The sequence below is a fragment of the Chitinophaga horti genome (assembly GCF_022867795.2).
GTDB lineage: Bacteria > Bacteroidota > Bacteroidia > Chitinophagales > Chitinophagaceae > Chitinophaga > Chitinophaga horti.
The window spans coordinates 5,977,596-6,000,554 of record NZ_CP107006.1 but is presented as its reverse complement, the minus strand read 5'-3'; the positions used below and the strand labels follow the sequence as shown (position 1 = coordinate 6,000,554).

Sequence of the window (22,959 nt, the reverse complement as noted above, 5' to 3'; positions counted from 1 at the left end):
TTATTGATTCAGTATAAATCTGCCTCTGCTATCTACACCTGTGCGGCCCGAGCCGGCATAAGCGTTGTTCATCGAATCCAGCCGCGACTTCTCACGGATGGCAGGCGACATGGTATTGTCGGTCAGCATTTTTTGCATCATCGCCTGGCGTTTAGGCGTGAGGGCGATGGTGTCGTTCAGGTATTTTTCCATCATTAAGCTGGCGATAGGCGCTGCATAGGTAGCGCCAAAACCGCCGTTTTCGATGATCACACAAACCGCGATCTTCGGATTTTCGCGGGGGGCGAAGGCTACGAATACGGAGTGGTCTTTCAGTTTCGTGAGTACTCCGTTGATCTTCGCCTGGTTTTCCGCCGTACCGGTTTTACCACTTACCTCGATGCCGTCGATGGCAGCGATACGGCCGGTACCAGACGTTACCACGTCCGCCATACCCAGTTTTACCGCCTCATACGCATCGTCGGTTACGTTGGCCACCTTGTGCCGTTCTTTATATTTTTTGAGTATGTCCGATTTGTCGTTGTCGATACTTTCCACGAAGTGCGGGATGTAGTAGAATCCTTTGTTCGCGATAATACACATCGCATTCGCCATCTGCAGTGGTGTTGTTACCACCGCACCCTGTCCCATGCCTACATACAATTCACTACAGGAGTTCCACTGCCCGCGGTAGCGACGGTTAATTTCCGCCGTATCGGCCACGGTGCCAGGGTACTCTCCCGGAATATCGATGCCCAGGCGGTGGCCAAGACCGAAGGAGCGCATATAATCCGCCCATTTATGGTGCCCGTTCTTCACCCCGCCCCACTTGGGTGCGTCTACCGCCAGGCGGTAAAGGTGTACGAAATAAGCGTTACAGGAGTTGGCGATCGCCAGTCGAAGGTTAGCGGCGTGGCCCGCGTTGGAGTGCGTACAGCGGATAAACTTACCGCAGTTGGCATATCCCCCATGGCATGGGAAACCATAGTCTTTCGTGATCACTCCCTCATCCAGCGCCATGAGCGCGGTGAGTGGTTTCATGGAGGAGCCTGGCGGGTAAATCGCCTGCATACCGCGGTTCAGCATCGGGTATACGGTATCGACAAATAAGCGGTTAAAGTTTTTACGTCCCATCGAGCCGGTAAGCAGGTTGGGGTCGTAGGTTGGGCCGCTAACCATAGCCAGGATGCCGCCTGTTTGCGGGTCAATGGCTACGATACTGCCTATCTTGTGTTTAAGGAACTGCTCCCCGAGCGCCTGTAGTTCTATGTCAAGTGACAGGCGCAGGTTTTTACCGGCAACAGCGGCCGTATCAAACTCGCCGTTTTCCAATGGCCCCTGCGGACGGTTCAGGTTATCTTTTACGAGATACTGTATACCACGTTGCCCCATCAATACCCGTTCGTAGGAGCTTTCCAGTCCCGTACGGCCAATAAAGTCGCCCATGTTGTAGTCTGCCCAGCGTTGCAGGGAATCCTGCAGCATGAAGGGCGGTACCTCACCAATATAACCGAGAATATTAGCGGCGGCGTGATAAGGGTACGAGCGCACCGGCCTTAACACCAATTCAAATCCGGGTTGAAACAGGTACATGCTCTCCTGCAGTTTGCCGTACATTTCAGGCGGCATGAGCGGGAAGAACACCGACTGGCGGCGATGGCCGTTCTTTTTCTTGGCATCGGCGATGCGGCGCAGGAACTCTGTTTTATCGATCTGGAGAATGTTGCAAAGGTGGTTGGTATCGATATTTTTTACATCGATAGGTGTAACGACCAGGTCGTACAACGCATCGTTGCCCAAAATACTGCGGCCTTTGCGGTCGTAGATAATGCCACGATCGGGATACACTACTTTGCGCAATACCGCATTGGCATCCGCAAGTTTCGAATACTTCTTGTCAACCAGCTGGAGGTAACACAACCTCACAACAATGATCGATACCATCCCGAGGATGATCATCTGGATGACTCTTTGTCTGGGCTGATTATAAACGGACATGGACTGTAAACTGCAGGCTAATGAAACGAATATACAAAATAACGGGCAGCGTTGCCGCTGCTTTCACATGCATTTAACATCCTACTTCCTGGCGAAGAAAAGCAACTCGTAGATCAGGATGAGGGCAAGGCTGGCCGCCGTACTTACCAGGATTTTCAGTAACAGGTAAAACGGACTGCTGAAGCTAAACACTTCGAGGCTGAAATAAACGATGTTGTGTAAAAACACCAGTATAGAAACGTAAGTAGCAAACTGTGAAGTGCCCATGCTGGTGATGGACGGTGTTTTTTGTGTTACCTCAAAGCCACCCTGGGGCGACAGTACATTGAGAATAAACGGGCGGAGGTAAGCGATAAACACGCAAGCCGCAGCATGAATGCCCATCGTATCCATAAACATGTCGAGGCTAAGACCGAGCAGCAGGCCCAGTAACTGTACCGCCGGCCTGGGAAGGTTGAAGGGCAGTAGCAGGATGAACAACATGTAGATATAAGGGTTCACCAGGTTGTGAATGATCACCTGGTTAAGTACAAGCACCTGTATTAACAACAGCAGCACGAAGCGGATTATATTTTTTAACAGTACGCTCATCTCTTATTTTATCTGCTTGTAGGTTGAATCTTCTAAATGTGCCTGCTCGTCTTTCAGCAGGTTATCGATCGCATACACGTATTGTACGTTAAAGAAGTTCGTCGCCAGCTTTAAACGGATGGTATATGCGGTGCTGGACTTATCGGCCAGTGAAAAGCTTTCGATATAACCGATGGGAATATTTTCCGGGAACAGGGCCGAGTAACCGCTGGTCACCACCGTATCGCCGGCTTTGATCTTCGCGCTCTTAGGCACGTCTTTCATGATCGCATGTCCGCCATCGCTGCCGTCCCAGACTACCGTACCCATTTCCCTGGTGCTGTAAAGACGGGCGCTGAAGCCGAATGCAGCTGTTTTAGAAAGCAGGGATATTACGGTTGCGTAGTTCTCACTTACGTTACGCACCACCCCTACAACACCGCTGGGGCCAACAACACCCATATTGGGTTTGATGCCGTATTTGCTGCCGCGGTTAATGGTGATATAGTTGATCTGGCGGGTAACGCTGTTGTTGATCACCTTAGCTTCCAGCCAGTGGTAGCGACGCACTTCTGTACCGATTACACGGTGCATAGTGTCGTTGCTGAATTTCCTGAGGGTATCTGCTTTGAGGATGCGGGTCGTATCAAACGTATTAAAAGCCGACAACAGTTCGTTGTGCAGGCGCGCGTTTTCTCTTACCAGGCTATCGTTGGTAGATTTGAGATGGAAGTAATACTGAACGTCGTTGTACCAGGTATACAGCCGGCCGCTCATGTTGTTGGAAGAGTTGATGTATACCGTGCGCTGGTAATTGTTGTTACGGAACACGAAGGCGATACATATCACTTCCAGCAGCAAAAACAGAAAGAAGTTAAAATACCGCCTGAAGAAAATAATGAGATTACGCACCTTGTTAAAAGTATAGGTTCCGGAACAGCATTACTGCGGTTCCGGAACTATCAGGAATTATTGCATCAAGAATGGGTATTTGCCAATGTGTTTGAGGGCAATGCCGGTGCCTCTTACTACGGCACGCAGCGGATCGTCTGCCACATGAACAGGCAGTTTGATTTTTTGGGAAAGACGTTTGTCCAGGCCGCGCAGCAATGCACCACCACCGGTGAGGTAAAGACCACGACGGTAAATGTCGGAAGCCAGCTCCGGAGGCGTAGTTTCCAGCGCCTTCAGGATCGCTTCTTCAATTTTGAAGATAGATTTATCGAGCGCTTCGGCGATCTCCTGGTAAGATACCATGATCTGTTTAGGGATACCGGTAACAAGGTCACGACCATTCACCGCGATATCATCTGGTGGATTATCCAGTTCTTTCAGCGCAGAACCAATCTGGATCTTGATCTGTTCGGCCGTCCTTTCGCCGATCAGCAGCGAGTGGTAACGGCGCAGGGCTTCCATGATATCGGAAGTGAACTCGTCACCCGCGATACGGATACTCTGGTCGCACACGATACCTGCGAGGGCTATCACAGAAATACCGGTAGTACCACCGCCTATGTCGATGATCATGTTACCAACAGGCTCTTCCACATCGATACCGATACCGAGTGCGGCCGCCATTGGTTCATGGATCAGGTATACCTCTTTAGCGCCGGCCTGTTCAGCGGAGTCGCGAACGGCACGTTTTTCCACCTCGGTAATGCTGGAAGGGATGCAGATCACCATGCGCCAGCTCGGGGCGAACAGCGGTTTCTTTGGATAAACCATTTTGATCAGCTCCCTCAACATGCCCTCGGCAGCGTTGAAGTCGGCAATTACCCCGTCTTTCAGGGGACGTATAGTGCGAAGGTACTCGTGCGTTTTCTCGTGCATCATCATCGCCTTTTTGCCCACGGCAACGATCTTGCCACTGGCTCTTTCGATGGCGACGATAGAGGGTTCGTCCACTACCACTGAATCGTTGTGTATGATCAACGTATTCGCGGTTCCCAGGTCTATCGCTATTTCTTGTGTTAAAAAATTAAAGAAGCCCATTGTTTGATACGGTCAAAAGAATTAGATATGCAAAAATGAATAATTCCAACGAATATACGATGCAAAAAGCTTAAAGTATAAGAATTTTTTTTATAGTATGAAGCCCTGCTAGATATTCTTTTCCGTTTTAACGGAATAATGTCGGTTTAATTGCTGCGTTTCCCAGAAATACAGGTCTGAAATTAGTGCACAAGTGTTTGTTACACAAATTCATAGCCAATGTCCCTGCGGTAATACTTACCGTCAAATTGGATGCTTTCGGCAGTTTGTTTCGAATGCGCCAATGCCAGGTGCAGATCGGTGGCCAGTGAAGTCACGGTTAATACCCTGCCTCCGTTGGTCAGTACCTTATCGCCCTCTGCTTTAGTGCCTGCGTGAAACACCAGCTGGTCCGGTCTAGCGGCAGGTATCTCTGTAATCTCCTTCCCTTTTTCGTAAGCCTCCGGGTATCCGCCCGCTACCAGCATAACAGTGGCTGCCGCACGCGGATCTTCGTAGATCGTTTGCGTACCCAGTGTGCCGTTGTGAAGGGCAGTGAACAATTCCAGCAGGTCGTTCTGCAAACGGGGCATTACCACTTCGGTTTCCGGATCGCCCATACGGCAGTTGTACTCGATCACGAATGGCTTACCGTCTACGCTGATCAATCCAACGAAAACGAAACCTTTGTACGTGATGTTTTCCTTTGCCAGGCCTTCCACCGTCGGACGAATGATGGTTTCTTCCACCTCGTCCATAAAGGCTTTGCCCGCAAACGGCACTGGTGAAATAGCGCCCATACCGCCTGTGTTCAGACCGGTATCGCCTTCGCCAATACGTTTGTAATCTTTTGCAGCAGGGAGAATTTTGTAAGATGTACCGTCGGTCAGCACAAAAACGGAGAGTTCGATCCCGGTGAGGAATTGTTCTACTACCACCTTTTTGCTGGCGTCGCCAAACTTGGCGTCTTTGATCATTTGCGCAAACTCGGCCAGGGCCTCTTCATGCGTAGCCGCAATTACCACACCTTTGCCGGCAGCCAGTCCGTCGGCCTTTAACACGATAGGCAGGGAATGTTGCTTAAGATAAGCAACCCCTTCTTCGTAATTGGCTTCGCTGAACTCGCGGTAAGCGGCGGTGGGAATGTTGTGGCGGAGCATAAACTCCTTTGCGAATGCTTTACTGCCTTCGAGCTGGGCACCTTGTTTGGAAGGGCCAACTACGGGGATGTGCTGCAGTTCGGGATCTTGCGTAAAGAAGTCGTAAACGCCGTGTACCAGCGGATCTTCCGGACCCACTACCAACAGCTCTATTTTATTGTCAATGCAGAAATTCTTGATCTGGTCGAAATCGGTACCCGCGATATTTACGTTGGTACCATACTGTGCGGTGCCGGCATTGCCGGGCGCGATGAACAGGCCCGTACATTGAGTGCTTTGAGACATTTTCCAGGCCAGTGCGTGTTCGCGGCCGCCGCTTCCAAGTAACAGTATCTTCATAATATTCAAATAGTACTCCCCCGCCGCTGTCGGCGCTCTTTTCAAGGTCGTGCATCAATTAGTCTCTTTCGAGGATAATTGCCGGGATATGGACATGAAAAATGGGGAATTGGATTTTTTTGCAAAGAAAGAGTAAAAATGTGCAAATGCCTTATTTTTTTAGCTGGAAAGCCGAATTTATTTAACTTACGCCCCGCATCCTTGTCTCCAGAAGCTAAAAACGCAGCAAAAATCTAAAAAACAGCTATTATAAAACTAACCATTTATGAATCAAAATGCTACGCCTAAGGGGCATCCGAAAGGCTTGTACGTATTGTTTGCAACAGAAATGTGGGAGCGGTTCAACTACTATGGCATGAGGGCGATCCTCGTACTGTTTATGACGAAAGCACTGTTGTTCGACAAAGCCTTTGCCTCCAGCCTGTACGGCAGTTACACCAGTCTCGTTTATCTCACACCGCTCGTAGGTGGTTTTGTAGCCGACCGGTATTGGGGTAACCGCAGATCTATCATTACAGGCGGCCTGTTAATGGCACTGGGCGAGTTCCTGATGTTCGGCTGTGCATCGCTCTATAACACCAATCACGGCCTTTCCACTTTCCTCTTCTTCTCGGGCCTCGGCCTTATGATCGCCGGTAACGGCTTCTTCAAGCCCAATATTTCTTCGATGGTAGGACAGCTTTACCCCGCGAACGATCGCAGGATAGATGCTGCTTACACGATCTTCTATATGGGCATTAACGTAGGTGGCGCTTTAGGTCCCGCTATTTGCGGCGCTTTGGGTGACACCGACAATCCCGAGGACTTCAAATGGGCGTTCCTCGCAGCCGGTATCGGTATGCTGTTGAGCGTGATCGTTTTCCAGTGGCTGAAAGACTTCTATATCCGCAAGCACAATGGTGAGCCTTTAGGTATCGTTCCGGCTACCGCGCCTAAAATGGCGACTGCCCCCATCGTCGTAATACCCGCACTCATCCTGTTCTCGGCAGTGGCTATCGGTATGCTGTACCTCGATGCGCAGGTAGTGAGCTACTTAACCTACCTGCTTATCGCCGCCGTAGTCGTTATTATGATTATGATCTTCTCGGATAAAACCCTTACGGTAATTGAAAAGAAGAAGATCGGCGTAATCTTTATCCTCTCGTTTTTCGTGGTGTTCTTCTGGTCGGCGTTTGAGCAGGCGGGTGCTTCTCTTACCTTCTTTGCAGATGAGCAGACTAACCGTACGTTAAACTGGCACATCCCGGTATGGAGCGTGTCTATCGTAAGTGCAGCGGTGCTGTATTACATCGTGGTACTCTTGCGCATGATCCGTGTTAAAATGCAGGAAGATCCGAACAGTGTTAAGAACGTACTGTCGTTCCTGCTGATTGCTGCCGGCATCTTCCTGGTGTACCTGAACGTGAAACTGTTCCTCTCGGGTAACATGACCATCCAGATTAACGAACTTCCTGCCAGTGCCTTCCAGTCACTGAACTCGATCTTCGTAGTGGTATTTGCGCCGGTGTTTGCATGGCTGTGGCTGAAACTCGGGAAGTACGAACCTAGCTCTCCGACCAAAATGGCGATTGGCCTGTTATTGCTGGCACTGGGTTATGTGGTGATCGGCATGGGTGTGAAAGATATTACTCCTGGCCTGAAAGTAACCATGCTGTACCTGATCAGTATGTACGCATTACATACCTGGGGTGAACTTTGCCTGTCGCCGATAGGCCTCGCCCTGGTGAACAAACTTTCGCCGGTACGTTTCGCTTCACTGCTGATGGCGGTTTGGTTCCTGGCCAACGCCGGCGCCAACAAACTGGCAGGTGAACTGAGCGCCCTGTACCCCGACAAACACCCCACCCAGTTCCTGGGCTACCAGATGTCTAACCTGTTCGACTTCTTCATGTTGTTCGTAGGTATGGCGGGTGTTGCATCGCTGATCCTGTTCCTTATTACCAAGCAGTTACAGAAATTAATGAACGCGCAATAGTCGCATTCCCAACTGATATAAAAGGAGTTACCACCACGGTAGCTCCTTTTTTTGTATATTTTGCAGCAACTACCTTTATCCTGATTATGAGTCAACACTTCAAACCCTTCGTTTCGCCTGAAACGCAAATGAGAGAATTTACCCTTAAATCGATCCTGATGGGTTGCATTTTCGGGATCATCTTTGGCGCAGCCAACGTTTACCTGGCGCTGAAAGCCGGCCTCACCGTGTCCGCATCCATCCCGATCGCTGTAATGGCCATCACGCTCGGCAGGCGCTTTTTCAAAACCACCATTCTCGAAAACAATATTATCCAGACTACCGGCTCCGCCGGCGAATCGATCGCATCGGGCGTAGCGTTTACGCTGCCGGGCTTCCTGTTTCTTTCCGTTAATGAACTGGGCGTGAGCAACGGCGCGTCCTACTTTAATTACTGGACAATCCTGATACTCGCCATCCTCGGCGGCCTGCTCGGCACGCTGCTCATGATCCCGTTACGTAAATCGCTCATCGTAAAAGAACATCACACGCTTCCCTATCCGGAAGGAACGGCCTGCGCCTCGGTGCTGAAAGCCGGTGAAAAGGGCGGCGACTTCGCCAAAACGGCGTTCCTGGGCTTAGGCTTCGCGGTGGTATATGCCTTCTTCCAAAAGGTGCTGCATGTTATTTCAGAAGCACCATCATTCGTGACGAAGGCCACCAACAAATACTACCCTGCTGCGGAAGTAGGCGGTGAGATCACGCCGGAGTATATGGGTGTGGGTTACATTATCGGTCCGCGCATTTGTGGTGTACTGGTAGCCGGTGGTGTGCTGTCCTGGCTGGGACTCATTCCCTTGCTGGCCTCGCTGGTATCGCCTGATATGATCGCTACGCAGCTCGTAAAACTCGGTCAGCTGGCCAGTCTTGAAACGCCGAACGCCCGTTTCGGCTGGGACCCTGCCACGCATACATTCACGAATCTTTCCAATGCAGTATACCAGGCATACGTAAAACAGATCGGTGCAGGCGCGGTAGCAGCCGGTGGTTTCATCACGTTGCTGAAAACAATTCCTACGATCATCAGCTCCTTCAAAGGCAGCCTGGGTTCTATTAAGGGCTCCGCCGAACCAGCATCTACGTTGCGTACGGAAAAAGACCTGTCGATGAACGTGGTAATCGTTGGAGTTATTGGCCTCATCGTGTCCATGTCGCTCATTACCATCCTGCCGGGCGATACGATCTGGCAGCGCCTCCTGATCGGTATACTGGTAGTGTTTTTCGGCGCCTTCTTCGTAACGGTGAGCAGCCGTATCGTAGGCCTTATCGGCACCACCAACAACCCGGTATCGGGCATGACGATCGCTACAATCATGGGGACCTGTCTTATTTTCCTGGCGGTGGGCTGGAGCGGTAAGGCTTACGAACCGATGGCGCTGGTAGTAGGCGGCATCATTTGTATCGCGGCTGCGAATGCGGGCAATACGTCCCAGGACTTAAAAACCGGTTATCTCATAGGCGCTACGCCACGTTACCAGCAGATCGCGCTGTTTATCGGTGCTATCGTGTCGGCGCTGGTCGTGGGCTGGACGGTACACATTCTCGATACGCCAACACGCGAAATGGTCGCTAACGGCACGATGCACGCCATTGGTACTACGGAGTTCTCCGCCCCACAGGCGACGCTGATGGCGGTGTTGATCAAAGGGATACAGTCGGGTGGGCTGGACTGGCAATTCATTATCGTGGGTGCCGCCATTGCTGTTACGGTGGAACTGTGCGGCATCAGTTCCCTGTCTTTCGCGGTAGGTGCTTACCTGCCTTTATCTACCACGCTGCCCATCTTCTGCGGTGGCGCCATTCGTGGACTGATTGACTGGCGTCGTAAAAAACAGGGTATCGTTTTAACGCCGGAAGAAGAAGAACTGGGTCGCGGCAGCCTGTTCGCCACGGGCCTCGTGGCCGGTGGTGCCATTGCGGGCGTAGTCGTTGCGGTACTTACCGTGAACGAAAACGCCGCCAACTTCCTCAGCTCCCTCAGCCTGGAACCCGCTATTGAAGAGCACCTCGGCAACGGTGGCTACCAGCTGCTCGCCGCACTGGCATTCGGATTTATGGGTTGGGTGCTGTATCGCATCGCTAAAAAACAGCCTAAGAAACTGGCCGCCTAATACGAGCCTACACTAAATTAACGTCCCCGAAGCGCAATAAAAACGCTCCGGGGACGTATATAATATCAGTCTTATATATTACTTTTGATTAAAATTTGAAATACCTATGCGCCGCAAACTGATGCCACTTGGAGTAGTGCTTGTTGCCCTCTTTTTGTTCGCCTGTACCAAAGAAGGAACTGAACCGTCAACCCGCAAGTTCATTTCCTTTAAACTGGACGGGGTACCATATGCTACCGAATTACATTCCGGCACCCTCTTTCTGCCTACGAGTCCCGACCCGTTGTACAACTTTTCGGCACTGTACGCCACCGCACTAAATGACCATGGTGCCAGGGCGATCATCTCGCTGAAGAGTGAAGAAGCAGAACTGAAGCCGGGTGTATATACCAGCACAAAGGCTGGCAACAGCCTGTCCATCACACTGCCATTTGAAGGCAACGATTACCTGGCCGACGATCAAACGGGTGATATGACTTTCCAGATTTACGCTAAACGCGATTCGGTAATCGAGGGTAGCTTTGCCGGTACGGTAACCGATGCTTTTGGCATACCAAGAACGGTGTCCAACGGCGCTTTTCGCATTGTGTACACCTCTTACTAATCTATACGAAGTTTAAACGCTCGTACTTGTGTTGCAGGATGGCGGCATCGTCTGCCTGCAGCCAGTTGCCGAGCAGGGTGGCGTATACGCTCTTGAAATCCACTTTGTATTTCAGGTCGCCATCCTGTAAGTTGGTGAGGTCCGGGCCTTCATTCAGCACGCCTTTCTCTTTTAATCCGCCACCGATCAGGAACATGTTGTTCGCCGTACCATGGTCGGTCCCTCCGCTCGCATTCTGCGCCACCCTTCTGCCAAATTCGGAGAAGGTCATCACCACCACATCCTGGAAGCGGTTATTCTTTTTCAGATCGTCTGTAAACACTTTCACCGCATCATCTAATTGCGTAAACAATCTTTTCTGCTGGCCATCCTGCCCTACGTGCGTATCGAAGCTGCCGTGCGACACGTAATACACGCTGGTATTGATATCGGTCATGATCAGTTCCGAAATGGTTTTTAAATTCTTACCCAGGGCCGAGTTAGGATAGGCAGCGGTAGACTTGAAGGTTTTATGCTGCTGCTGGATGTATGCGGCCGACGATACTGTTTCGGCCATTGTTTTATACAGGTAGTCGGCGTTGTCGTGCTCATCGTGCCCGTGCTGTTGCTGTTTTTTCAGCAACGACTTAAAGTATTTTTCATTACTTGTACCAAACAGGCGGGTAGGGTCGGTGAGTGCGAGGCCTTTTACCTGTTCACCTTTCAGCGCCAGGCTAAGGGTATCGTCTATCTCCAATGCCTGCGTAGGTTTATCGCAACCTTTACACTGTGCATCCAGGTAACGACCTAACCAGCCGCTGCCCCAATAATCCTTGCTGTCGCTGGCAGTATGCCATATGTCCATCGAGCGGAAGTGCGAGCGATCGGGGTTCGGGTAACCGACGTTGTTCAATACGGCCAGGTGGCCTTCATCGTACAATGCCTTAAAACCTTTCAGGGCGGGATGAATACCGAGATCGTCGTTCAGGCCAAGTGCCGCATCGCGCTTGATACCTAATGCCGGGCGACTGCGGTAATAAATATCGTTACGGTAAGGGATAATCGTATTTAAACCATCATTGCCGCCGGACAACTGGATTACCACCAGCACTTTATTGCCGGGAGGCACGAGTTCACCTTTCTCGAAGGCCTTTAAAAACTTAGGGAGCATCAGCGATGCCGAAGCGAGTGATCCAACCTGTAAAAAACGGCGTCTGTTCAGGATAAGCATAAGACGAATAATTTGATGATTAACACAGCTGGTACTCCGGCGTGCTCATGACGTCGATGGTCACAGTTTTAATATAGTTATCGCGGGTGGAGGCATCCGCATACTTCTCCAGGAAAGCTTTGTCGAGGCTCTTGTTCTTTAGTAACAAGGTGCCGGCAATCGTATCAGCCAGTTGCTCGCGCGGTACATCTTTGTACCCATCCACGTAGGGCTTCCAGTCGATCTGCGCGTTCACCTTTTTGGCGTACTGCCGTTTCAGGAAGTCGTTAATCTCCAATGTCATCTTGTAGTTCGCACCCTCTCCCATTTCCGGCGTAATTTCTTTCGGGCGGATGTTGAAAGCCTGGGAGTACAACACCACCTGCGGTACACGCATCCGGAACATCAGGCTGGAACTGTCAATCCAACTCCTGCCCCCCGGCCAGCCCGCTACGTTAGGCGGATAAAAAAGCGTTTGTCCGAGTACGCGCTGGAACAGTAACATCGTTTCTTCCTGCTCGAACTGCATGGGTATCGCGCGGCGCAAGCCTACAATCAATTCCACCGGAGATTTGATGATCGCACCCACGTTCTTTTCATCGTAAAACCAGTCCGCCATGTAGATGTCCTGCATCAGGGAGCTGATGTTGTAACCGGATTGATAGAACTTACCCGCGAGCTCCTGAATGCGCGCCTCGTCGGGCGTATCGTTTACGAAGTAGCGGTATATCTTCCCGGTGATGTATTTCGCTGTTTGTTTGTTGTCCAGTAACAGCTGGATCACATCTTCCCCTGTAAAATTACCTTTCTTGCCCAGTATTGTTTTCTCACCATCGTCGTGTACCCGTTGCCGGAACTGGAACTGGCCCACTTCATCAAAGCTCCAGCCAGTAAAGGCGCGGGCGGCTTCTTTGATATCTTTCTCCGTATAATTACCGCGCCCCATGGTAAACAACTCCATCACCTCGCGCGCGAAGTTTTCGTTAGGGCGTTGCTTGCGGTTTTGCTGGTTGTTGAGGAACTGCAACATGGCCGGACTTTTAGACACGCCGGTCAGCAGGTCGCCGAAGTTGCCAAGGGCGTGGGTGCGTATCACTTCCAGCAGTTGCTGATTGTATAATACGTTTTGCGTACGGCAGGCGAAGTGGCCGTGCCAGAAGAGTGCCATCTTCTCGCGAAGCGGGTGATTGGTTTTAATCATCGCGCTCATCCACGATACGTTCAGGTCCTTAATGCCGTCGGTATTGAGCTTCTGTACCGCCCTGCGCTCCTCTTCGTTCATGTCTTTCAGCCGCTTGTAATCAGGCAGGTCCGTTTCATTGATCACACGCAGTACTTCCATCTCCTTATCCTGCCCTGCCAGTACGCGTTTCACCGTTTCTTTGCGCTTCCTTTTGCCCCACCCTTCAATCACGGGCAGGTTTTCGCCGAATCCGGCGCGCCAGGCGAGGTGCTGCATTTGTATTTTCTCTGGGACAAGGGCCATATAAGTAGGTTTGGATATATGACTGAAATATACGCGCGAAGTTTAACGCGGCTGTGTTAACAAATTATGAGGTTCAAATATTATTCCAGAAGGGGGAGGATTAACTTCCTCACCTCATTATAACCACAGGGAAGCAATCCTTGTGCGGAGTCTTCGCGGGTAGACTGGTGCGAGGGATTGCCTCATTTCATTACCAATGACGAATTTGGGAGTGCCTGCACCTTCCCTGTGTCATTGCCGGCAGGGAAAGGTGTAAACATCAATACATATTCATTTCCAGGTCCACTTCCAACGCCCACGCATGTATGCCACCGGTTACGTTGTACACTTTTTTGAATCCGGCCTTCAGCAGTTGCTGCGCTACGGCATGGCTGCGCATTCCATGATGGCACAATACCGCTACCGGTTCGTCGGGCGATAGGCGGCCTGCCTGTCCCATCACAAAGTGCATGGGTATGTGGATGGCGCCCTCAATATGGCAAATTTCCCATTCGTCCGGCTCGCGCACGTCCAGTAGTTGGAACGAGCGGCCTTCGGTACGCCAGCGTTGCAGTTCGGCCACCTCCAGCAATTGCAGGGAGGGCGGGGCTTCGCAGGCACCCTGGTCATACGATGGTTGCAAGGTTTGAATCTGGTGATTACCGGCTACAGGTCCGAAGTGGAACAACTGGTGATCGTTCTGTAAAATGTGGATGGTAAGCAGTTGGTTGGTCAACTGTAACCCGATGCCGCAAATCAACTTCACCACCTCGTTGGTCATGTAACTGCCTACGATGCCGGGCAGGATGCCCAGTACGCCCAGTTCGTTACAGTCCAGCCGCTCGCCCTCGCCTGGCGGCTCGGGGAACAGGCAGCGGTAAGTGGCGCTGCCTTTGTAATTGAACACGCTTACCTGTCCTTCGTACTGATAAATAGCCCCGTACACCAGCGGTTTGCCGGTAATGACGCAGGCGTCGTTTACCAGGTAACGGGTACCGAAATTATCGGAACAGTCGACTACCAAGTCGTATTTACTGATGATCTCCAGCGCGTTTTGCGGTAAAATATAGGTGTCCCAGGCTTCAAAAGTCAGCTCCGGGTTTAAGCCTTTCAATTTTCGAATAGCTACGTCCAGCTTGGGTTTACCAGCATCAGCAGTGTCGTATATTACCTGGCGTTGCAGGTTGGTTACCGATACGGTGTCGTGCTCCACGATACCTATGCGCCCAACGCCCATGGCGGTGAGGTATTGCAACACCGGTACACCCAGTCCACCTGCGCCTATCACCAACACGGCAGCCTGTTGTAACAGCCGCTGCTTCTCTATCCCGAAATCTTTTAACCGGGTTTGCCTGTCGTATCGTTGCATCTTTTGTGTTTTTAATGTTCTACCAGGAAGAGTTATTACCGTCCGCCTGCAGCTGGTTAAAAATACGGATAAGCGTGCTATCTGTTACGCTACCCGCCTGGTAATGTTCATCTGACTCCACGTATTTAACGCGGTTGTCCAGGTCGGGGTGGCTGCTCATCCACTCGGATGGCGCCACGCCGCTTTCGTTCTTTAGCGTTTTAAACAGTCCAACGAAGCCGTCGCCGCCGATGTGGCGGGCATCCAGCAATTTGAGGCCGTTAAGGTCCGCTTCGCGCTCAAGGCTGCGGGAGTATTGCAGGGTTTTGAGGCTATGCGCGTTCTCCACCACCACGGCCCCTACGCCGGTGAGGTCGCCGAACACCAGCGATAACATCACATAACTGCCCATGCTGCGGAACATGGTTTTGGTCGTATGCCGCAGCTCTACGTGCGAAAACTCGTGCGAAAGTAAGGCCGCCAGCTCACCCGGACCTTTCATCTGCTTAATCAATTTATCGTATACAATGATGTTGCCGCCCGGAATGGCAAAGGCGTTCAATTGATCCTGCTTCACCACCGTGATCCGGATTTTATACGCACTCGGTATCTTCAGTTCTTTAAAGAAATCGTTGGCCAGCTTCGTTTTTTCCGGCAGCACCGTGTACTGCCCGATCAGCGATTGGTAAGCCTTATCCCCCAGCGATTCCTCGTACGATACCGGTACCGACATGGCCGCCCGGCCTGCCAGCCAGGGCACGATCCAAAAGTATAGGGCAACGCCAAGTGCCAATACTATAGCCCCCATGATCACCAGGGCGGAAATCGTTTTGTTGGCGGTAGCCGGTTTACCAAACTTGGCCCGCCGCTTTTCCACCTCCACGGCAAAGTCCATCGATATTACTTCGAGCGTCTGTTTCGGGAAGCCGTCGTACGACAGCCAGCAATGATCGCCGGTGATGTTTTCTACCGAAATCTTTTCCCAGAACCAGAACACGTTGCGTGGATTACCATGTTCGTCTTTTAAACCTATTTCTAACTTATTGTTGGCAAAGGTAACCGCCGCCTGTTCAGGGGCAGCGTTCTGTTCGTAATGGTAAACTCCGGTATAAGTATACATGGATCGACTAGAAATTTTTGATGCGTTTGGACATAGTAATGAGGTCTATAAACTGGCCGTCGGTGCCTTTTACCCCTTGCGGCATGCGCCCGCATTCGAGGAAACCGAAGTTCCGGTACAGCTGTATCGCCTTTTCATTGTTGGCAAATACGGAAAAATGAACAATTTCGATTTCGGCATGCTCTTCCACCCATCGTAAAGCGGCCGTCATTAACCGCCGCCCGATGCCCATATTCCACCAATCCCGCAGCACCGCTATCCCTAATTCGCCCAGGTGTGCCTGCTTTTGCTGGCGGCCCTGGTTAATAGTAATCGATCCCACGATTTGCCCGTTTGCTTCTGCCAGCAACAATAAATGCCGTGGCTGCAGCAGGTATTGGCGGATGAAGTCCTCCTCGTCGCGCAGCCCGAATTTCATCGCTTCCGCATGTGTGTAAAGCAAAAAGTCGCTTTCCCGCGTCATCTGGCGAAATATCTCCAGCAAGGCGGGTGCATCCTCCAACGTGGGCCGGCGGATGATGAGGGTACTGCCATTGGGCAAAAACTGCTGCATACGAACACAAATGTAAGGTTCAGGGCGAAAAAAGTGGCATCAGTTCGCCGCATAAAAAAACGCAGCCGGTACGGTGACCGCTGCGTTTCCTGTAAGAGGTTCATTGGGGGGAAGTTATGACTTCTTGCTGTGCTCCTGCACGAAAGCCAGCACGGAAGCCTTTTGCGCGTCGTTCAGCTTTGCCTTACGGGCCATCCTGTTCATGATGGGCACCCAGGCTTCTGTAGTACGCGTTTCCGGCATGCGGTATTTGTGGCAGCGGCTACATTTCTCCTGGAACAGCGTTTTACCTTCCGAAGCCGGATACTTAGCAAATGCAGTGGCCGCATCCTGGCCGGTGTTTGTCGTGTTACGGGAGCAGGCGCTCAGTAACACCATGGCGAAAGCGATTTGACCTAATCTTTTCATAATAGTGTATTTAGTTAAAGCCGAGGGCAAAGTAGCTGATTTATACCAAATCAAAAAATAGACGTTTAAACATATACGTACGAAAAGTGTGCCGGTTGCCTGGGGAGAGCGCCGTTATTTTTTTTGGGGAGATGGCCCAACTTCCCGGCTACATCCTCTATGCATCCTTGCTGCATCTTTCGTTGATCATAGGTAGATCCTTCGTTCATCCTTCGTATATGATTCGTATTTGTACGAACGATATACGAAGGATCTACGAACTATATACGAAGGATGAACGAAGGATCCGGCAAGGATGGTCGAACGATCTGGCTACAATCCGGCAGGTTGACAGCAGATCAACATAATTTCCGTCATCATGTGTTGCAAGCGCGAATACTGGAGCGGAGGTTTGCTTCCTTTCAATCGCAATGACGGAAAGAGAAGACAATCGCCCTCCTATTTCGTCGTCATGAAAGGAAGCAAGCATCCGCTCCCGTCGAAGCAGCAGTAAGTGTGGCGAGCGAAGACTGAAGCGGGTTGAAGAGTAGGGAACGGACGTTGCAGTGAGTGACACAACGGCGGCTGAGCAGAGCTGACGAAAGCTGGTGAAAAAGAGGAAATGAAGGCAGCCAGCACACATAAAAAAGCCCGCCGGTGGGTACCGACGGGCTTATATAAAGCGGTTAGGCTGATTATTGGATCTTATCGAATCCGGCGTAGCTGTGCAGTACTTCCGGCAGATGGATGCCGTCTTCGTACTGGTTGTTTTCCAGCAGGCAGGCCAAAATGCGCGGGAAGGCCAGGGAGCTGCCGTTCAGCGAGTGCAGCAACTGGGTTTTACCGTTGGCATCTTTGTAACGGATCTTCATCCTGTTGGTCTGGTAGCTTTCGAAGTTGGATACGGAGCTTACTTCCAGCCATTTTTGCTGGGCGGCGCTGTATACTTCAAAGTCGTAGGTAATCGCAGAGGCAAAGCCCATATCACCCCCGCATAAACGCAAAATGCGGTAATGCAACCCGAGTGACTGGATCAGCTTTTCTACGTGTTCCACCATGTTGTCCAGGGTTTCGAAGGACTTTTCGGGATGTACGAGTTGCACGATCTCCACTTTATCGAACTGGTGCAGGCGGTTGAGGCCACGCACATCCTTACCGTAGGAACCTGCTTCCCTGCGGAAACAAGGCGTATAGCCCGTGAGCTTTACCGGCAGGTCGCTGTCCTTCAGGATCTCGTCGCGGTAGATGTTGGTCAGCGGTACTTCGGAGGTCGGTATCAGGAAGTACTTGTCTTCGCTGGCGTAATACATCTGGCCTTCTTTATCAGGCAGCTGGCCGGTGCCGAAGGCACTGTCTTCATTCACCAGCAACGGGGGCTGATGTTCGATGTAACCCGCGGCAGTATTGAAATCCAGGAAGTAGTTCTGCAACGCACGCTGTAAACGCGCGCCTTTGTTGGTATATACAGGAAAACCGCTGCCGGTGATCTTGTTGCCGAGTTCAAAGTCGATGAGGTTGTATTTTTTCACCAGGTCCCAGTGCGGAACGGCGGCGCCATGCAGTGCTGGTTTGGCACCACCTTCGCGCACAACTTCGTTATCCTCCGGGGTTTTACCGGCGGGCACCATGGCGGCCGGCAGGTTCGGAAGCTTTACGACTGTTTCGAGCAGTAATTTCTCGGTAGCGTTCAGTTCATCGTTGATGGGTGCCAGGCGCTCTTTAAGGGCGGCCACCTCGGCTTTCAGCGCTTCTGCTTCCTGCTGCGAACCCTGCGACATCAGTTTACCGATTTCCTTGGAACTTGATTTCACACGTGATTGGGTATCATCATACTCCTGTGTGAGTTTCTTCCTTCTGTCGTCCAGCGCCAATACTTCGTCCACAACACCCAGTTCCCTGAAGTTCTTCAGGGCCAGGCGTTCCAGTACCAGTTCCTTGTGCTGACGGATAAACTGAACCTGTAACATCTTGTCAAAAAAATTTTGACAAATATAGCGTTAACAGGGGGAAAGGCACAATGATTTTAGCTTAAGAGAGGTATTTGCCTACGATGGGCACCCTTCTTCCCACCCCGAACGCTTTGGAAGATACGCGGATGATGGGACAGAATTGGTTACGCTTGTACTCGTTGGTATTGACCAATTTGAGGGTACGCTGCACCAGCGCTTCATCAAAGCCTTGCGCGATAATTTCGCGTGGGCCCTGGCGACGCTCGATGTACTGGTACAAAATGCGGTCGAGTATGGCGTAGTCGGGCAGACTGTCACTGTCCTTCTGATTGGGACGCAACTCCGCCGAAGGCGCTTTATCGATGATATTTTCGGGAACGATTTCTCTGTCGCGGTTGATGTAGCGGGCCAGGGCATACACCTGCATTTTGTACAGGTCGCCCAGTACGGACAGGCCGCCGGCCATGTCGCCGTACAACGTACCATAACCGGTACTCAGCTCACTTTTATTGGAGGTGTTGAGCAAAATATATCCAAACTTGTTGCTCAGCCCCATCAGCAGATTACCGCGGATGCGTGACTGCGTATTTTCTTCTGCCACGTTAAACGGCAGACCCTGGAAGTAGGGGTCCAACGTATCCAGGAAAGATTCATAAATATTGTTGATGCGGATGACGTCGTATGGGTTGCCGAGGTTCTTGCTTAACGCCACCGCGTCAATCACGGAGTGCTCTGTAGAGTAAGGCGACGGCATCAGGATAGCCCTTACATTTTCTTTACCCAGCGCCTCGCAGGCCAGTGCTAACACCACCGCGCTATCGATCCCGCCGGATGATCCCAGGATGGCTTTCTTAAAGCCCATCTTCCCGAAATAATCTTTTATACCGAGGATAAGCGCCGCATGTATGCGATCGATGTTATGATCGAACACCAGCTCATGTACGCTGGGCTTCAATTGCTCCTGTATGGTGCCATGCAGGTTTTCAAGATCCACCATATCAGTGGCTTCCTCGAAGTAAGGCAGCTCCTTCATGATATTGCCCTGGGCATCGTATACGAGTGAGCCGCCATCAAATACGATTTCTGTTTGTGAGCCTACGGTATTACAATAGATCATGGGGATCTTGTACTTCTGTACATTGGCCAGCACAATGGCTTTGCGGCCTTCATCGTGATCGTAATCGAACGGCGAGGCCGACAGGTTGATCATCACATCCGGCTGCTGCGTAATCAGCTGGTCCATCGGACATACGCGGTAAAGCGGGTTATCGCCCAGGTTCCAGATGTCTTCGCAGATGGTAACGGCCAGTTTCTTTCCTTTGAACTGCACCACGTTCCATTCGTAAGCCGGTTCAAAGTAGCGGTACTCATCGAATATGTCGTACGTAGGCAGCAGCGTTTTGTACACTACCTGTTTTACTTCCTGCTCGTGCAGGAACCAGGCGGCGTTAAAGAGATCTTTCCCTTCGCGCTGTGTATGTCGGGCGGGAGCGCCTACCAGCACAGCGATGTTGGCGGTATGTGCTTTAATAGCATCGATCGCAGCATAACTCTTATTGATAAAGTCTTCGAACTCCAGGAAATCGCGGGGGGGATAACCGCACACGCATAGTTCGCTGAATACGACCAGGTCGGCCCCGGCGGCTTCTGCATCCTTAATAGCGGCGATGATCTTCGCGGTGTTGCTCTCGAAATTGCCAATATGGTAGTTCTGCTGCGCTAATACTATTTTCATGTGTTAAAGTTACTGCTACTAAAAATAAAGCCCTAATCTGAGCGAGAAGCTGTTGAGGTTTACCTTACCATCGTTCCACTTTTTATTGCGGGTAAGATCAGTAAAGCCGCCCTGGTAGCCAAATCCAACAATGCCGGACAAGGTTTCGGTAAGCGGGTATTCAACGCCGGCCGCCAGCAACAGGCCCATGTTGAGGCGGTGCATTTCGTTGAGTACGTTTTCTTTCCTGAACTCTTTCTGGTTACTGATCACGTTTGCACGCGCCCGGATAGGTGCTGCAAAGTAGGTGCCGAACTGGCCCCATATGCCAATATCGTCGCGGGTAGCCGCTTTCAGCTTTAAGGTAAGGGGCACTTCGAGGTATTGCAACCGCAAATCGTACTCCGTAGGGTAATCGTTATACTCATTCAATCCTATTCCCTGGTCGTATTGCAATACACTACCAGTATGTGTTACCTGGAAGCCAGTGCCCACCGCATAACGTTCTTCCTTATCTAAAAAGAAATCGGCCATGATGCCGTAATTCAGGTGGAACTTACCGCTATTACGTTCAATTCCATTGTCCTGCGACTTCATCACCGCAACACCCGGATCGAGTTTAAAACCAAAACGAACCTTCCGCTCCATCTTCCTGGACATCCTTTTGGAGAAGCCCTCCTGCGCCTGGGCAGATACGCTGGCGCCCATGATCACCCCTGCAAACATTAAACATTTCCAATAATTCTGTTTCCCCGATACGATGTTATGCAATATTTTTACCATCATTTAAGTTTTAAAAAGCGATGCAAATTTACTCTAATAAAAATATCCTGCGCCTTATCCTGTGTTCTTTTACCTTATGGACAGGCCTTTCCGCTTGTGGCGATCGCGTTAAAACGCCCGACGTAAGCAACATTCCCATCGACGTAACGATAGAAAGGTTTGACAAGGATTTTTTTGCTATTGACACCAATAACGCCGCGGAGGGCTTAAAATTGCTGCGTTCGAAGTACCCGGACTTCACCCCCTTTTACTTCCAGCATGTACTCAACTTTGGTCCATACAGCGATACCGACCACATTGTACAGATGCAAACCCGCGCCTTTCTGAAGAACAACGACTTCCGGTTACTACAGGATAGCATCAATCAACATTTTCAATCGCTGGATAAACTGGAGCAGGAAATCACCGATGCTTTCCGCTTTACGAAATATTACATCCCGTCCTTTAAAGCCCCTAAAGTGCGCACGTTCATGTCGGCCATCGGTAACTATGGCGCGTTAACGGTGGATAGCACGGTGGGCATCGGGCTGGATATGTACCTGGGTGCGAACTTCCCGATTTACCAGGTTTTGTCGGCGGAATTACCGTCTTACCTGGTACGCACTTTTGAACCTGCGTACATCCCGGTGAATGTGATGAAAGTGGTCGAGCAGGACCTGTTTCCCCGCGCGGCGGAAGGGCGTAAGCTGGTAGAACAGATGATCGATGCGGGCAGGCAGCAATACTTTTTATCGAAAGTGTTACCACATACAGCAGATACATTACGCATCGGGTATACCCGCCAGCAGTTGGACTGGTGCGACGAAAACGAAGAAATGATATGGCAGTTTTTTGTACAGCGGAACCTGTTGTACAGCACCGACTGGCAGCAACTGATGCACTTTATGGGCGAGGGCCCCAGTACACAAGGCATGCCGCCTGGCTCGCCCGGTAAGATCGGGGTGTATACAGGCAGCCGTATCGTAAGCGCTTACATGGAGCGTCATCCGGATGTGACGTTGCAACAACTGATGGAAACGAAGGATGCGTTGCAAATATTCAATGCAGCGAAATACAGGCCGAAGTGATTAATCCTTACAGCAAAATGCATCAGCATGATTCATGTTGATGCATTTTGCGATCAATAGCTGGCTGGCTACAAGATTAAGTATTATACGAGGGCGCATGCCTTTTACCGCATAGCCGCCTGCTATAAAAGACAAGGCATCAACGATTGTCGATGCCTTTTTATTTTCAGTAAAGAAAAAGCGAAGTACTGGCTCAGATAATGACAGGTGAGCAGGGATAAAGCCATAAGGGCTATGCGATGAGGTATTAGTTCAGCTTGAAAGGTACCACCATCTGAAATTCGGGGATTTTCACCTCGAACATCTTTTTGTTCAGCTGGTTCTCCATCTGGTAGTTGCCGTACATTTTACCGATTTCCGTGCGCAGGTTGGAGCCCGATACATATTGATAGCTCTCGCCTGGTGCCAGCAGCGGTTGTACACCTACTACACCCTCTCCTTCCACTTCACGGTGGGTACCGTTCGAGTCGATGATATACCAGTGACGGCGCAGTAGTTTGATCGGAAAAGTGTTGTTATTTTCAATCGTAATACGATAAGCGAACATAAACTCACTCCCGATCGGATTAGAGTAATCCGGCTGGTAGAACGTCTCCACGCTGATTGTAATTCCCTCTGTTACCTTCTTGACCATAGGA

At 50.9% G+C, this 22,959-nt stretch carries 19 protein-coding genes; 4 read left to right on the top strand and 15 right to left on the bottom strand.

Features of this window, described 5'->3' with window-relative positions; translation table 11 throughout:
- The 5 genes from mrdA to purD form a co-directional block, all read right to left on the bottom strand.
- Positions 1-1,938 (bottom strand): penicillin-binding protein 2, encoded by a 1,938-nt coding sequence (gene mrdA / locus MKQ68_RS24435; protein ID WP_264281347.1) that lies wholly within the window; start codon positions 1,936-1,938, stop codon positions 1-3.
- A gap of 120 nt (positions 1,939-2,058) precedes the next feature.
- Positions 2,059-2,568, bottom strand: a complete 510-nt coding sequence (locus MKQ68_RS24430; RefSeq protein ID WP_264281346.1) for a rod shape-determining protein MreD — start codon at positions 2,566-2,568, stop codon at positions 2,059-2,061.
- 3 nt (positions 2,569-2,571) lie between these two features.
- Positions 2,572-3,459 (bottom strand): rod shape-determining protein MreC, encoded by an 888-nt coding sequence (gene mreC / locus MKQ68_RS24425; protein WP_264281345.1) that lies wholly within the window; start codon positions 3,457-3,459, stop codon positions 2,572-2,574.
- 57 nt (positions 3,460-3,516) lie between these two features.
- Positions 3,517-4,539, bottom strand: coding sequence for a rod shape-determining protein (locus MKQ68_RS24420; protein ID WP_264281344.1), 1,023 nt, complete (start codon positions 4,537-4,539; stop codon positions 3,517-3,519).
- A 200-nt stretch (positions 4,540-4,739) separates the two neighbouring features.
- Complete coding sequence (purD, locus tag MKQ68_RS24415; RefSeq protein WP_244845620.1) at positions 4,740-6,017, bottom strand: phosphoribosylamine--glycine ligase; 1,278 nt, start codon at positions 6,015-6,017, stop codon at positions 4,740-4,742.
- A 265-nt stretch (positions 6,018-6,282) separates the two neighbouring features.
- Here purD and MKQ68_RS24410 point away from each other — a divergent pair, with 265 nt between their 5' ends.
- From MKQ68_RS24410 to MKQ68_RS24400, 3 genes are all read left to right on the top strand, one after another.
- The gene (locus MKQ68_RS24410) at positions 6,283-7,992 is read left to right on the top strand and encodes a peptide MFS transporter (RefSeq protein WP_264281343.1); all 1,710 of its coding nucleotides are present in this window, start codon (positions 6,283-6,285) and stop codon (positions 7,990-7,992) included.
- Positions 7,993-8,078: 86 nt separating this feature from the next.
- Positions 8,079-10,142, top strand: coding sequence for an OPT family oligopeptide transporter (locus tag MKQ68_RS24405; RefSeq protein ID WP_264281342.1), 2,064 nt, complete (start codon positions 8,079-8,081; stop codon positions 10,140-10,142).
- A 106-nt stretch (positions 10,143-10,248) separates the two neighbouring features.
- Positions 10,249-10,746: a hypothetical protein gene (locus tag MKQ68_RS24400; RefSeq protein ID WP_264281341.1), complete on the top strand. Its 498-nt coding sequence runs from the start codon at positions 10,249-10,251 to the stop codon at positions 10,744-10,746.
- Position 10,747: 1 nt separating this feature from the next.
- Here MKQ68_RS24400 and MKQ68_RS24395 read toward each other — a convergent pair whose 3' ends face one another.
- The 9 genes from MKQ68_RS24395 to MKQ68_RS24355 form a co-directional block, all read right to left on the bottom strand.
- Positions 10,748-11,956: a DUF1501 domain-containing protein gene (locus tag MKQ68_RS24395; protein ID WP_264281340.1), complete on the bottom strand. Its 1,209-nt coding sequence runs from the start codon at positions 11,954-11,956 to the stop codon at positions 10,748-10,750.
- 19 nt (positions 11,957-11,975) lie between these two features.
- On the bottom strand, positions 11,976-13,421 hold the full coding sequence (locus tag MKQ68_RS24390; RefSeq protein WP_264281339.1) for a DUF1800 domain-containing protein: 1,446 nt from the start codon (positions 13,419-13,421) through the stop codon (positions 11,976-11,978).
- Between the two features lie 259 nt (positions 13,422-13,680).
- Positions 13,681-14,769: a HesA/MoeB/ThiF family protein gene (locus MKQ68_RS24385; RefSeq protein WP_264281338.1), complete on the bottom strand. Its 1,089-nt coding sequence runs from the start codon at positions 14,767-14,769 to the stop codon at positions 13,681-13,683.
- Positions 14,770-14,788: 19 nt separating this feature from the next.
- The gene (locus tag MKQ68_RS24380) at positions 14,789-15,868 is read right to left on the bottom strand and encodes a M48 family metallopeptidase (RefSeq protein ID WP_264281337.1); all 1,080 of its coding nucleotides are present in this window, start codon (positions 15,866-15,868) and stop codon (positions 14,789-14,791) included.
- A 7-nt stretch (positions 15,869-15,875) separates the two neighbouring features.
- The gene (locus tag MKQ68_RS24375) at positions 15,876-16,421 is read right to left on the bottom strand and encodes a GNAT family N-acetyltransferase (protein ID WP_264281336.1); all 546 of its coding nucleotides are present in this window, start codon (positions 16,419-16,421) and stop codon (positions 15,876-15,878) included.
- 114 nt (positions 16,422-16,535) lie between these two features.
- Complete coding sequence (locus MKQ68_RS24370) at positions 16,536-16,829, bottom strand: hypothetical protein (RefSeq protein WP_264281335.1); 294 nt, start codon at positions 16,827-16,829, stop codon at positions 16,536-16,538.
- A 674-nt stretch (positions 16,830-17,503) separates the two neighbouring features.
- Entirely contained in the window at positions 17,504-18,775 is a 1,272-nt protein-coding gene (gene serS, locus MKQ68_RS24365; protein ID WP_264281334.1) for a serine--tRNA ligase, read from the bottom strand.
- 61 nt (positions 18,776-18,836) lie between these two features.
- Positions 18,837-20,492 (bottom strand): NAD+ synthase, encoded by a 1,656-nt coding sequence (locus MKQ68_RS24360; protein WP_264281333.1) that lies wholly within the window; start codon positions 20,490-20,492, stop codon positions 18,837-18,839.
- Positions 20,493-20,510: 18 nt separating this feature from the next.
- Complete coding sequence (locus MKQ68_RS24355; RefSeq protein WP_264281332.1) at positions 20,511-21,254, bottom strand: porin family protein; 744 nt, start codon at positions 21,252-21,254, stop codon at positions 20,511-20,513.
- 20 nt (positions 21,255-21,274) lie between these two features.
- Between MKQ68_RS24355 and gldB the strand changes: the two genes are divergently transcribed.
- Positions 21,275-22,321 (top strand): gliding motility lipoprotein GldB, encoded by a 1,047-nt coding sequence (gene gldB / locus MKQ68_RS24350; protein WP_264281331.1) that lies wholly within the window; start codon positions 21,275-21,277, stop codon positions 22,319-22,321.
- A gap of 247 nt (positions 22,322-22,568) precedes the next feature.
- Here the strand turns inward: gldB and apaG are convergent, their stop codons facing one another.
- A complete protein-coding gene (gene apaG / locus MKQ68_RS24345) occupies positions 22,569-22,955 on the bottom strand; it encodes a Co2+/Mg2+ efflux protein ApaG (RefSeq protein ID WP_244845599.1) in 387 nt (128 codons plus the stop codon).
- Positions 22,956-22,959: the final 4 nt, after the last annotated feature.

What these genes read in the sequence shown, in the direction of transcription:
- mrdA (WP_264281347.1), bottom strand. Translation starts at nt 1,938, where the DNA reads ATGATCATCCTCGGGATGGTATCGATCATTGTTGTGAGGTTGTGTTAC.
- MKQ68_RS24430 (WP_264281346.1), bottom strand. Translation starts at nt 2,568, where the DNA reads ATGAGCGTACTGTTAAAAAATATAATCCGCTTCGTGCTGCTGTTGTTA.
- MKQ68_RS24420 (WP_264281344.1), bottom strand. Translation starts at nt 4,539, where the DNA reads ATGGGCTTCTTTAATTTTTTAACACAAGAAATAGCGATAGACCTGGGA.
- purD (WP_244845620.1), bottom strand. Translation starts at nt 6,017, where the DNA reads ATGAAGATACTGTTACTTGGAAGCGGCGGCCGCGAACACGCACTGGCC.
- MKQ68_RS24410 (WP_264281343.1), top strand. Translation starts at nt 6,283, where the DNA reads ATGAATCAAAATGCTACGCCTAAGGGGCATCCGAAAGGCTTGTACGTA.
- MKQ68_RS24405 (WP_264281342.1), top strand. Translation starts at nt 8,079, where the DNA reads ATGAGTCAACACTTCAAACCCTTCGTTTCGCCTGAAACGCAAATGAGA.
- MKQ68_RS24400 (WP_264281341.1), top strand. Translation starts at nt 10,249, where the DNA reads ATGCGCCGCAAACTGATGCCACTTGGAGTAGTGCTTGTTGCCCTCTTT.
- MKQ68_RS24395 (WP_264281340.1), bottom strand. Translation starts at nt 11,956, where the DNA reads ATGCTTATCCTGAACAGACGCCGTTTTTTACAGGTTGGATCACTCGCT.
- MKQ68_RS24390 (WP_264281339.1), bottom strand. Translation starts at nt 13,421, where the DNA reads ATGGCCCTTGTCCCAGAGAAAATACAAATGCAGCACCTCGCCTGGCGC.
- MKQ68_RS24385 (WP_264281338.1), bottom strand. Translation starts at nt 14,769, where the DNA reads ATGCAACGATACGACAGGCAAACCCGGTTAAAAGATTTCGGGATAGAG.
- MKQ68_RS24380 (WP_264281337.1), bottom strand. Translation starts at nt 15,868, where the DNA reads ATGTATACTTATACCGGAGTTTACCATTACGAACAGAACGCTGCCCCT.
- MKQ68_RS24375 (WP_264281336.1), bottom strand. Translation starts at nt 16,421, where the DNA reads ATGCAGCAGTTTTTGCCCAATGGCAGTACCCTCATCATCCGCCGGCCC.
- MKQ68_RS24370 (WP_264281335.1), bottom strand. Translation starts at nt 16,829, where the DNA reads ATGAAAAGATTAGGTCAAATCGCTTTCGCCATGGTGTTACTGAGCGCC.
- serS (WP_264281334.1), bottom strand. Translation starts at nt 18,775, where the DNA reads ATGTTACAGGTTCAGTTTATCCGTCAGCACAAGGAACTGGTACTGGAA.
- MKQ68_RS24360 (WP_264281333.1), bottom strand. Translation starts at nt 20,492, where the DNA reads ATGAAAATAGTATTAGCGCAGCAGAACTACCATATTGGCAATTTCGAG.
- MKQ68_RS24355 (WP_264281332.1), bottom strand. Translation starts at nt 21,254, where the DNA reads ATGGTAAAAATATTGCATAACATCGTATCGGGGAAACAGAATTATTGG.
- gldB (WP_264281331.1), top strand. Translation starts at nt 21,275, where the DNA reads ATGCAAATTTACTCTAATAAAAATATCCTGCGCCTTATCCTGTGTTCT.
- apaG (WP_244845599.1), bottom strand. Translation starts at nt 22,955, where the DNA reads ATGGTCAAGAAGGTAACAGAGGGAATTACAATCAGCGTGGAGACGTTC.